The sequence below is a fragment of the Sporolactobacillus sp. STSJ-5 genome, from assembly GCF_024385605.1.
GTDB lineage: Bacteria > Bacillota > Bacilli > Bacillales > Sporolactobacillaceae > Sporolactobacillus.
Map to the genome: position 1 here is coordinate 98535 of NZ_JANFOJ010000009.1, position 11201 is coordinate 109735.

Consider the following 11201-nt stretch of genomic DNA (forward strand, 5'->3'; position numbering starts at 1 on the left):
AAGTTAAGTACCTTTGTTAGCACTCAGTTCGCCTGAGTGCTAATCCATTTAATATAATAATCAATTCCCAATAGATTTGCAAGTTTTTACTCGAAAATATATGTAACCATAAAAATGGTTCAAATAGTTATTAAAGGATAAAGAAAATCCGCTATGTTAAAATAGACAAAACAAGCAATAACCTTCTAGAATGCTTTCAGCTTTTCACAAATAATCCTAAATTATACAAATAGATATGAGGTGTCTGACTTTGGTTTTACGGTATATCCTGATCGTTCTTGTTTATCTTATCTGCTTTATATCTCCGCTGATTCCCGGATTTCCGAAAGGTGGATCGTCCTCCGGTGATGCATACGCAGCCGTCTTTTTCTTAACCTTAATTATTGTCTCACTGCTGCTAATACCCGAGCGTAGGTTGGCACGCGGTCCGGTTGCTTCTATCGGCGAGTCGATCGCTTGGGCAATTTGCGGTGTGTTCATCCTGTTCGTTCTTCAGATTGCGACAGCACTGATCAACAGCCTCATATTAGGTCAGCCGATCAGCTCGCAGCATACTCAGGATGTCGTCCAGATGACCCGCAAGGCGCCTTTGTTTATATTCGCAGTCAGCATCATCGGACCGATGCTTGAAGAAATTGTTTTCCGCAAGATTCTTTTCGGAAGTTTGAAAAAGGGCATTGGCTTCTTTTTTGCCGCGTTGATCAGTTCCCTAATCTTTGCTGCCGGCCATTTTGATTTTTCGCATCTGCTTATTTATGTTGTGATTGGCTTCTTTCTTTGCTATGCCTATCACAAGACCGGTCGCATTTGGGTGACCATGTTCATGCATGCAGCCATGAATGCCACTGTTGTTCTACTCAGCTTGAGTGTGCACATTCCGAATACAACCAGCTGGATTCACTGGTTTATGTAAAAGAGCGGTTGAAAAAATTTGGGAGACCAAGTCCTTTCTTTGATCTATTAAACGTTTTTTTGTATAAAAACAGCGGGGCCCGTTAATTGGGGCTCCGCTTCTTCTATCTCGTACTCTTTATTCTTCATCAAGTGCGGTCAGAATTTCCGGACCGTTTTTCGTGATCGCCAATGTGTGTTCGTACTGTGCAGACAATGAACCGTCGATCGTGCGTGCCGTCCAACCGTTATCATCAACCTTTGAACGCCAGTCACCAATGTTCAACATCGGTTCAATCGTAATCGTCATGCCTTCTCTAAGGCGAAGACCGCGACCAGGGCGGCCATAGTGTGCAACCGGCGGATCTTCGTGCATTGTCGGTCCGATACCGTGGCCGACAAATTCACGAACAACGCTGAGTCCGCGATCCTCGGCATATTTTTGAATAGCGTAGCCGACATCGCCGAGCCGGTTTCCGACAACCGCTTGTTTAATACCTTCATAAAGCGATTCTTCCGTCGTCTTCAGCAAATGCTTCGCCTCATCGGAAATTTCACCGACTGCATAGCTCCACGCTGAATCCGACATTGCGCCGTTCAGATTAACGACCATGTCGATCGTGACGATATCTCCATTTTTCAGAGGCTTTTTATTCGGAAAGCCATGGCAGATTTCATCGTTAACTGAAGCGCAGGTCGCATACTTATAGCCCTGAAATCCCTTTTCTTCAGGAATCGCGCCGTGCTTTTCAAGAAATTCATTAACAAACTCTTCGATTTCCCAGGTCGTCACACCGGGACGAATCATTTTTTTAATATGCTGATGCGCTCGAGCAAGCAGCTGACCGGATCTTTTCATTTCAGCAATTTCATTTTGTGATTTTAATTGAATCATTCCTGCATTCCACCTTATTTTTAAACCGCATAAGCGCGAACGAACTGCTCACTGTCCGCGCATGCGTTGATTCTTAACCAGTTAATGCTATGCACCTGTATTTTACCACTTAATCATTTAGAATTCCTTTCTTCCATCGAATGATTAAGAAAATAAATCAATGCCTGAAGCTCAACTGTCATATCCACATGACGGACATAAGCGTTTGCCGGCAGAGACAAGGTCGTCGGAGAAAAATTTAAAAATCCGTGAATGCCTGATGCAAGCGCCATTTCCGCTGCTTCCTGTGCATGTGCAGCCGGAACGGTTAATATGGCGGCTGTTATGTCGCTGTTGTCGTCGGTTGCTAATGTATCCATCGCATAAATCTTCGTGCCGCTGACAACCGTACCAGTGAGAGAAGGATCAATGTCATAAGCCTTCACGATCTTGGTATTGTTATTCTTTTGAAAGTTGTGATTGAGCAGTGCAGTGCCCAAATGTCCGACACCAATCAGAACCACTTTTGATAATTCATCCTGATAAAGTGTTTTCCTTAGAAAATCCATCAGATGCTGCGTGTCGTAGCCGTATCCTTTTCTTCCGAGCGCACCGAAATAAGAAAAATCCTTGCGAATCGTTGTTGAATCGATTTGCACAAGATCTCCGAATTCCGAGGATGAAATACGCGTTTTCCCCACTGCAACCAAGCCTTGCAGTGTTCGATAGTACAGCGGCAGCCGCTCGGCAGTCGCCTGAGGTACATTTTGGTTCGCCATGACCGGGTCTTCCCCCCAATTTTACAAAACGGGTCGTGTTGACGCCGTTTTCTTAAATCTCTAGTTCAACTATACTATAATCAACAATATTTTTGTTATTTATTTCACAATCACTATTAAATTCGTCCTAATTCTACATCGCATGCCTCCGCAGTTGCCGAATAATTTACGAGTAGGCTACAATGAACATATCTATCTTATTATGCGTACAGATTCCGAAGCAAACATCCTGCTTCCGGAAAATCGACCGCTATTCCTAATCTTTCTGAGGTGAAAATCTGTGTTGCTCTTACAAACCAATGAGATCAGTAAATCCTTTGTAACTGATCTTGTTTTATCTAATATCTCCATAGAAGTACAGCTTGGAGAACGCGTTGCGCTGGTTGGCCGTAACGGCGCTGGCAAATCAACGCTGCTTAAAATTATTGCCGGAGAAATGAGTGCGGACAGCGGTGAGATCATCATGCCAAAAGACCGTACAATGGGCTACCTGCCGCAGAATGCCACACTCGACTCGACGCGCGGAATCTATGATGAATTGCTGTCTGTGTTCGGGCCCCTTATCGCACTTGAGAAGAGAATGCGTAAGATGGAAGAACAGATGGCGGATCCCGGCAGCTTTGCTAATCCTAAAGATTACGATCAGCTGCTGAAGACTTACGATGCAATGCAAGCAGACTTCCGCGAAAAAGGCGGTTTCACTTACCAGGCAGAAACACGCAGCGTGCTGAACGGCTTGAATTTCGGTGGCTTTCCCGATGAGACGCCAGTAAGCAATTTATCCGGTGGGCAAAAGACTCAGCTTGCGCTCGGCAAGCTCCTGCTCATCAAGCCGGATCTGCTGATTCTTGACGAACCAACCAACCACTTGGACATTGAAACGCTATCATGGCTGGAAGGTTACTTGCAGCGCTACAACGGCAGTGTGCTTGTCGTCTCTCACGACCGATATTTTCTCGATAAAATTGCGACAAAGGTCTATGAAATTACCAGACATAAAGTGCGCAAATACACAGGGAACTATTCGCGTTATCTGGAAGTGCGCGCGGCAGAATTTGAAAGTGAACTGAAAGCCTATGATAAGCAGCAAAAAGAGGTAGCAAAACTGAAGGATTTTGTTCAGAAAAATATTGTACGTGCTTCGACGACAAAACGAGCGCAAAGCCGACGCAAACAATTAGAAAAAATGGATCTTATGGATCGTCCAATGGGCGACGCCAAATCGGCTACCTTTACCTTCGATATTGAACAGCAAAGCGGTCGTGATGTGCTCGCGGTTTCTCATCTTGATGTCGGCTACGACGATCAGAAACCCATGATATCCGATCTCAGCTTTCAGATCAGCCGAGGAGATCGCGTTGCATTAGTCGGCCCGAATGGGATCGGCAAATCAACGCTGCTTAAAGCGATTGACGGCGGCACAACGCTCCGTTCAGGTGAGGTGCGTCTCGGCAGCCATGTCAGCATCAGTTATTATGATCAGGAACAAAAGAGCCTCAATCCAACGAAAACCGTACTTAATGAATTATGGGACGATTATCCGTTAAAGCCTGAAGGCGATATTCGGACCGTGCTCGGCGGCTTCCTGTTTTCCGGTGATGATGTGTCAAAGATGGTTTCCCAATTAAGCGGTGGTGAGAAGGCACGTCTCATGCTGGCCAAGCTGATGATGCGCCATGACAATCTGCTGATCCTCGATGAACCAACCAACCATCTTGACTTGGACAGCAAAGAGGTCCTCGAAGGAGCCCTAATTGACTATCCGGGAACGATTCTGTTCGTTTCTCACGACCGTTATTTTATCAATAACATTGCCGATCGCATTTTCGAACTGTCGCGCGAAGGAATTACCGAGTATCTCGGCGATTATGATTATTATGTCGACAAGAAATTGGAACAGGAACAGATTGCAGAGCTTGAGGCACAGACGACAGCTGCACAAAAAAATGAGCCTGTGATCGGGGACGGAAAGGAACAATTTTTAAAAGAAAAGGAATTGAAAAAGAAAAAACGTCAGCTTGCACGTTTTATCGAACAAGCAGAGACTGATATTAGCAAGCTGGAAGAACAAATTGAGCAAAATCAACAAGCACTGCTCGATCCGGAAGTCTTCAGCGACTCAAAAAAGTCAAGAGAAACTCAGACGCAAATCGAACAGGATGAAGCGAAAGTCGCTAAGATGATGGAAGACTGGGAATCCGCTCAGCTCGAATTAGACGAATTAGATTGATAATGATGTTATCCACACTAAGAAGAGGACATATCCACAAACATATGTGGTTATCCCCAATTTATTCAGTTAAATCAGGGAGTTATGCACAACCATTGTGTATAACTCCCTGATTGCTATTTTCAAAACAACTTATCCACCTGTGCATAAGCTATTTTTTTGGATTTATCCACGAACAATCAACAGGCATTCGTATTTCAAATTTTTGTGATCTGCTCAACCTGCACGAAATAAAAAAATAAAAAAAGAGCAGGAATCTCTCTCTGCTCTTGATGTGAACCCTCAATGTTGGATCTTCATTGCCCAATTTCAGGAGTTTAGTTCATCTCCGCTTTTGGGTTACTGTTTAGTTAAAAGTCTTCAATCGCCAGGTTTGCTTTCCCATTCAGTGACAGGTCGGCGCGCGTCCCTTTCAGAAACCCGATTGTTCCGGATGCTGCAATCATTGCTGCATTGTCTGTACACAGCTTCAGCGGTGGAATAATCAGAGGAATTCCCCGAGTACGTGCGGCCTGTTCCATTTCAGTTCTAACTGCACTGTTCGCAGAAACACCGCCTGCAACAAGAATTTGTTTCGCATGAACCCGTTCCGCTGCGATCAGTGTTTTCTTAACGAGTACATCACTGACACTGGCTTGAAAGCTGGCCGCAATGTTGGCGGAATTCAAGTCATGACCACGCTGCTGCTCGTTGTGGACATAATTGATGACTGCAGATTTCAATCCGCTGAAGCTGAAATCCAGCGAACCTTCCTCCAGCCATGCCCTCGGAAAATCAATGACCGGCTTGCCTGCCTTAGCCAAACGGTCAATTTCCGGTCCGCCGGGATAGGGTAGCCCGAGCGTTCGCGCAACCTTGTCAAACGCTTCGCCTGCGGCATCGTCTCGTGTTGTACCAATGACTTCATACGAGCCGTGTTCCTTCATGTGAACGAGCTCGGTGTGTCCGCCTGAAACAACCAGTGCAATCAGCGGAAATTCGAGTTCACGAACAAAACGATTGGCGTAAATATGCCCGGTTATATGATGAACCGGGACAAGAGGCAGACAATGCGCATATGCCAGTGCCTTTGCACCGTTCACACCTACGAGCAGTGCACCGATTAATCCCGGCCCCTGGGTCACCGCAATCGCATCCAGGTCGCCCCAGGATACTCCGGACTTATCCATCGCTTCCTCACAAATAACCGTGATCTGATCCACATGATGACGGGATGCCACCTCAGGAACAACACCGCCGAAACGTCGGTGGATATCAATTTGTGAGGCAACCGCGCTTGAGCGGATGATCGTACCGTTCTCGACAACGGCAGCTGCCGTTTCATCGCAGCTCGTTTCAATTCCCAAAATTAATGTCTTTTGATTCATATCTATTTTCATAGTCTCACCCACATGACTAGCGCATCTTCCCCATTGTTTGAATAATAGTTTTTACGGATACCGCCGTTTTTAAATCCGACCTTACGATACAAATTCTGTGCAATCTCATTGCTGACACGTACCTCAAGACTCATGGAACGTGCCTGCTGGGATACCGCATAGAGAATAACCTGGCGCAGCAGCGATTCGCCCACCTTGAATCCACGATAACCTTCAAGTACCGCTAAATTAGTTATATGCGCTTCGTCAACGATAACCCAGACTCCACAATAACCAATGATCTTCCCGGCAAGCTCGGCAACGAAATAAGCAGCAAAATGATTGCTGCTGATCTCATTTTCGAAGGCCTGTCTTGACCACGGCACATCGAAAGCACTGTACTCCACGACCATAACCTGATCAATATCCTCCGCGGTCATCGGTCGGATGTTTACTGATTCTAGATCCGGCATGCTTATCGCTCCTGTTTCGCCAGCCACTTCGCTTCAGCCTCAGCTAAGCGAAGATATGCCGGCAGAAAATGATGTATATCGGATACCGGCTCTTTTTTTGCGCCAATTCGGGCAAGTTCTGCCGCCTTAGGCACATTCTGAGTGATATCTCCAAGTTCCGCGTAGGCTTCAGCGGATACTAATTCACCCCATTTGTCTAAATCATTGCTGAGAAAAAGTATCGGTTTGCCCAATTTTCGTAATTCAGATATCCAATCATTAATCATTACAAGCTGATCGGGAACAACTGAAACAATTTCGCCATTTTTCTCTTCATACAACCCGGCAAACACTTGACCGCGCCGCGCATCAAAGAACGGTGCGATATAGCCCTCAAAACCACGTCCATTTTGAGCAACCACTTCAAGGCTTGAAACGCCGACCAGTTCTTTTTTCAGTGTCCAAGCCAGCATTTTTGCAATGGTTGCGCCTATACGAAGTCCTGTGTAGGAACCCGGGCCTTCAGCCACAACGATACGATCGATGTCTGCCGGCTCAAGCCCGGCTGCCTTAATCATCTGCGCGATGGCAGGCATCAGACGCTCCGAATGATTTTTACGGCTGTTCGTCGTCAACTCGCCAAGCACTTTCTGTTCCGTTGTCACGGCGACACCCATCACTAAATTGGATGAATCAATCGCTAGCACGTTCATCGTTTGATATCTCCTCATTTATATGCTCAGATCTGCTGCCGCTTGCTTTGCATGTGATCCTTCGCTCCTGTTCGTTCACACGCTCAATTGTAACAGATAAAAGATCATCGGGAAGCCACGAAGGGATGTTCTCCGCCCACTCAATCACGGTCACCCCATCCTGATCAAAATAATCCTCCAGACCGATATCCTCCTCATCGCTTATCCGGTACACATCCATATGAAAAAGGGGCAAGCGCCCACTCTGATATTCTTTAACAATAGTAAATGTCGGGCTGTTCACCATCTCTTGGATACCGAGGCCCTTGGCAAGACCTTTGGTAAAAACAGTCTTACCCGCGCCGAGATCTCCTGACAAGGTCAAGACATCACCAGGTCTTAGGAAAGTCGCCAGACGCTCGGAAAAACTCATGGTCTCTTCAGGAGAATGTGTGATCCATTGATGCATAACGTTCACCTTTTCAATAGCTTTATGCCATAATATTAATTTTAAAATGACTGGCATCCTTCACCAAATATATTTTAAGTGTACCATAATTAAACAACAATTTCTTTCTTCACAACGATGTCTGTAAGGAATAATCCTAACAATAGAGCAGACTATAGTTAGTCAAATTTCACGGTCATTTGTGGATTTTTTCAAATCGAATAGTTTAATCCCGAAACATACGTAATTTTAAAGGGCGTTTCGTAGTCAATAGACTTTTGAAACGCCCTCTTTTTATTACCATCTTTATTGAACACTATTAAATTCAGTCATTCTGAGCAGCAAAAACTTTACCGAGGGTGGTCAATAATTCTGGCATATCCATTTTCTGAGTAACGACCTCGACAAATCGCAAAACATCCGGTGATTCAGCTATGTCCTTAAGGGCATCAGCAAGTTCGCCTTCTGTATTCGTTTTGTAGCTTTTAAAATTCTTATTTCCACCGAGAACAGCCGGAATATCTGCATAGCGCCACATTTTAATATCATTGTATGGAGCTTCAGGTCCGTGGATTGAGCGTTCAACAGTATAGCCGTCATTATTGATCACGAAAATGATCGGATGAAGATTTTCGCGTAACATGGTCGAAATTTCCTGAAAAGTTAATTGAAATGCGCCGTCACCAATCAGCAAAAGATTACGTCGTGATAGATCAGCAAGCTGTGTGCCGAGTGTCGCCGGCAATGTATAGCCGATTGATCCCCATAACGGCTGTCCAATATAGGTAACATTTTCTTTAAGAGGGACCGTCTGAGCACCAAAAAATGAAGTGCCTTGATCAGCAACAACCACATCATCTTTCTGGATGAAAAGTCGAATCATTTCCCAGAAACGTTTCTGTGTCAGCGCCTGATTCTCTTCTACATAGAAAGGCTCTACTCTCTGCTGTTTTGTAACTGGAATAATATTCAGATCCGGAAAATCATGTTTTTTTAGAATTCCTGCCAATTGATTGAGCGATTCATCCATAGGTATTTTTGAAAATGTTCTATTCAAATAGTTTACATTCTTGGGTGATATGTGGATGACAACATTCTCATTGAAGCCTTGTGAGAAGCCTCCAGTAATCGAATCGGTGAACTTAACCCCAATACTTAGAATACAGTCTGCGTGATCAATCCGATTTCGTAAATAATCGGGACTTGTTTTTCCACTATAGACGCCAATAAATTGAGGATGCTCTTCATTAAAAACACCTTTTCCCATGCTCAGTGTTGCGATAGGGAAACCAGTCGCTTCCACAAATTTTTTCAATGCTTCTTGAGCATGAAACCGGGAAACTTGATAGTCAGCCAAAATGACTGGTGACTTTGCCTTCTCAATTACAGGAACAAGTGTTTCGAGCATCTCGCTAATCGTATGGGCGGATGCTGCGGGTTCTTCTTTAAGCAAAGGTTCTTTTGGCTGCTCCGCCGGAAGTGCATGTATATCTACCGGAAGATTAATATAAACCGGTGCCTTTTCGTACCAGCAAACTCTTAGCACCCGGTCAATTTCTTCTGTTGCATTCTTTGCTGTTAGTGTTGTCTGGGCGGCAGTGACTTCCTTATACATTTTCGAAAAATGATTAAATTCACCATCACCTAATGTATGGTGAACAAGACGACCTTCTTCTGCAATCTTTGATGCAGGAGATCCTGTAATCTTAACCACTGGCACCTGTTCAGCTCGTGAACCTGCAATTCCGTTCACAGCACTTAATTCACCAACGCCGAACGTAGTTACCAGTGCGGAAATTCCGTGTATGCGCGCATATCCATCTGCAGCATAAGCTGCGTTCAATTCGTTGCAGTTTCCTACCCAGTCAAGTGCCGGATGCTCAATGATTGTATCAAGAAATGAAAGATTGTAATCCCCGGGCACACCAAAAATATGTCGAATGCCGAGCTCACCTAGTCTGTCGACTAAATAACGTCCAATCGTATACGTTGTACTCATTTCTTCCGATCGCCTCACTTTTAAATATAAAAATAATCTTTGATGAAAGATTATTAGGTCAATATTATTGACCTTTATAGGAAGTATAGTCTGGGGCGCCCAATAAGTCAACCATGTTGTCCTATTTAAAAATTGAGTGAGACATTGGTCCTTATTTTATGCTATACTACTAGGTCAGAACGAAAGGAGTTAGAAAAACGTGAATGAGGAAGAACAGCAGCTGAATAAGGTTCTTATGCTATTCTATTTCGGATATCGAACTTTTACTGAGAAACCGGACCAAATAATTGAAAAATATGGTATACAGCGTGTGCACCATCGCATTCTTTATTTTATTGCTCAGGTCCCAGGGATTACCGTGAACGATCTTCTTTCGATCCTCGAGGTTTCAAAGCAAGCGCTTAATGCACCGCTCAGAGTGTTATCGGAAAAAAATCTGATTACGATGGTTCAGGCGGATTATGATAAACGCTACAAACTGCTCTATCTGACGGAACAAGGCAAGCAGCTTGAAAGCAAACTTAGTCATGTGCAAAGAGAGCAGATGAAGACAATCTTTAATTCTCTCGGACCTAATTATCAAGAAGCGTGGATTGATGTCATGAACGCCCTTGCAAAAGTCCGTCCGGGGCAGCAGCAATTTAATGCACAATTTAAAAGTAGAGCTATTGATCAAACTCAAGGCAAAACTCACTAATGGACACTATAGGTATGCTTAGAGCGCACTATTCTCCGTACGAGCAATCCGTTCACTATCGCTTTAACGCCACAATACGAGACTCTCACTTAGTGAAGATTGCCTGGTTATCGGTGCTGTCTTTTACATTTTGAGCATTAAACGAGGTGTGTTCGTTGAATAAAAATAGGGAACCTGGACGAAGGAAGATTTCCTTAAAAATAACTATTTAAATTTAACAACAGAATCTTAGAAAAACCGGACAAAAAGCCCTCGGTGCATACTTCCGCAGAATGCGGTGCATACAGGATGTACTCTCACAGGATCACAGGATGTGATGGCTTTTGCGTTGCATACAGGACGTATGCGTATTTAACGAAAGCTCCTTTACACTTGCGAAGGTTCCCTTACATATGAAAGCTCCTTCATCCTACCTCTGTTTCATTAAGCATTCTGGTCCTTCATTAGTTAACGGGTATAATAAGCGGAGATTTTCCGGTTATATGCACCATGGGGCTTGTTTCGCCGGTAAATAAGGGTAATTTTTCCGGTTATGCAAAGAAAAAACGTCCATTTTCACGTTTTTCGATTTAATAAGCGGAATTTCTCCGTCTATTTAAGCTATTTTTTCGTTCATTTTCTAATTAAGCGGAGTTTTTCCCTCTATTTATCAGATTAGGCACTTAACTGATCGCCCAACCGATAAGTGCGGATTGGGAATAAGCAACGTATCACCTTATCGTCGTACCAGTGGGGCAAGCTCTTAAACCTTGTACATACATGTAAAAGCAAAAACACGCAC

At 44.3% G+C, this 11201-nt stretch carries 10 protein-coding genes; 3 read left to right on the forward strand and 7 right to left on the reverse strand.

Annotated elements, in window-relative coordinates; all coding sequences use genetic code 11:
* Positions 1–250: 250 nt before the first annotated feature.
* Entirely contained in the window at positions 251–913 is a 663-nt protein-coding gene (locus NOM01_RS10355; protein WP_255748410.1) for a CPBP family intramembrane glutamic endopeptidase, read from the forward strand.
* Between the two features lie 117 nt (positions 914–1030).
* On the opposite strand, the gene map is transcribed toward NOM01_RS10355, so the two are convergent.
* Positions 1031–1786: a type I methionyl aminopeptidase gene (gene map / locus NOM01_RS10360; protein ID WP_255748411.1), complete on the reverse strand. Its 756-nt coding sequence runs from the start codon at positions 1784–1786 to the stop codon at positions 1031–1033.
* Between the two features lie 113 nt (positions 1787–1899).
* The gene (locus NOM01_RS10365; RefSeq protein WP_255748412.1) at positions 1900–2544 is read right to left on the reverse strand and encodes a redox-sensing transcriptional repressor Rex; all 645 of its coding nucleotides are present in this window, start codon (positions 2542–2544) and stop codon (positions 1900–1902) included.
* A gap of 280 nt (positions 2545–2824) precedes the next feature.
* Between NOM01_RS10365 and NOM01_RS10370 the strand changes: the two genes are divergently transcribed.
* Positions 2825–4774 carry an ABC-F family ATP-binding cassette domain-containing protein gene (locus NOM01_RS10370; RefSeq protein ID WP_255748413.1) on the forward strand — a complete coding sequence of 650 codons (1950 nt, stop codon included), beginning with the start codon at positions 2825–2827 and terminating at the stop codon, positions 4772–4774.
* A gap of 350 nt (positions 4775–5124) precedes the next feature.
* Here the strand turns inward: NOM01_RS10370 and tsaD are convergent, their stop codons facing one another.
* The 5 genes from tsaD to NOM01_RS10395 all read right to left on the reverse strand — a co-directional run bounded on the left by tsaD (position 5125) and on the right by NOM01_RS10395 (position 9723).
* The gene (gene tsaD / locus NOM01_RS10375; protein ID WP_255748414.1) at positions 5125–6153 is read right to left on the reverse strand and encodes a tRNA (adenosine(37)-N6)-threonylcarbamoyltransferase complex transferase subunit TsaD; all 1029 of its coding nucleotides are present in this window, start codon (positions 6151–6153) and stop codon (positions 5125–5127) included.
* Positions 6150–6605 carry a ribosomal protein S18-alanine N-acetyltransferase gene (gene rimI / locus NOM01_RS10380; protein ID WP_255748415.1) on the reverse strand — a complete coding sequence of 152 codons (456 nt, stop codon included), beginning with the start codon at positions 6603–6605 and terminating at the stop codon, positions 6150–6152. Before rimI ends, tsaD begins: the two co-directional genes overlap by 4 nt.
* A gap of 2 nt (positions 6606–6607) precedes the next feature.
* Positions 6608–7297 carry a tRNA (adenosine(37)-N6)-threonylcarbamoyltransferase complex dimerization subunit type 1 TsaB gene (gene tsaB, locus NOM01_RS10385; RefSeq protein WP_255748416.1) on the reverse strand — a complete coding sequence of 230 codons (690 nt, stop codon included), beginning with the start codon at positions 7295–7297 and terminating at the stop codon, positions 6608–6610.
* Positions 7278–7745, reverse strand: a complete 468-nt coding sequence (tsaE, locus tag NOM01_RS10390; protein WP_255748417.1) for a tRNA (adenosine(37)-N6)-threonylcarbamoyltransferase complex ATPase subunit type 1 TsaE — start codon at positions 7743–7745, stop codon at positions 7278–7280. Before tsaE ends, tsaB begins: the two co-directional genes overlap by 20 nt.
* Before the next feature lie 304 nt (positions 7746–8049).
* Positions 8050–9723 carry an alpha-keto acid decarboxylase family protein gene (locus tag NOM01_RS10395; protein ID WP_255748418.1) on the reverse strand — a complete coding sequence of 558 codons (1674 nt, stop codon included), beginning with the start codon at positions 9721–9723 and terminating at the stop codon, positions 8050–8052.
* Positions 9724–9958: 235 nt separating this feature from the next.
* Between NOM01_RS10395 and NOM01_RS10400 the strand changes: the two genes are divergently transcribed.
* Positions 9959–10420, forward strand: a complete 462-nt coding sequence (locus NOM01_RS10400; protein WP_255748421.1) for a MarR family winged helix-turn-helix transcriptional regulator — start codon at positions 9959–9961, stop codon at positions 10418–10420.
* Positions 10421–11201: the final 781 nt, after the last annotated feature.

Bases quoted from the DNA above. Each gene is read 5' to 3' on its own strand.
- map (WP_255748411.1), bottom strand. From the start codon at position 1,786: ATGATTCAATTAAAATCACAAAATGAAATTGCTGAAATGAAAAGATCC.
- NOM01_RS10365 (WP_255748412.1), bottom strand. From the start codon at position 2,544: ATGGCGAACCAAAATGTACCTCAGGCGACTGCCGAGCGGCTGCCGCTG.
- tsaD (WP_255748414.1), bottom strand. From the start codon at position 6,153: ATGAAAATAGATATGAATCAAAAGACATTAATTTTGGGAATTGAAACG.
- rimI (WP_255748415.1), bottom strand. From the start codon at position 6,605: ATGCCGGATCTAGAATCAGTAAACATCCGACCGATGACCGCGGAGGAT.
- tsaB (WP_255748416.1), bottom strand. From the start codon at position 7,297: ATGAACGTGCTAGCGATTGATTCATCCAATTTAGTGATGGGTGTCGCC.
- tsaE (WP_255748417.1), bottom strand. From the start codon at position 7,745: ATGCATCAATGGATCACACATTCTCCTGAAGAGACCATGAGTTTTTCC.
- NOM01_RS10395 (WP_255748418.1), bottom strand. From the start codon at position 9,723: ATGAGTACAACGTATACGATTGGACGTTATTTAGTCGACAGACTAGGT.
- NOM01_RS10400 (WP_255748421.1), top strand. From the start codon at position 9,959: ATGCTATTCTATTTCGGATATCGAACTTTTACTGAGAAACCGGACCAA.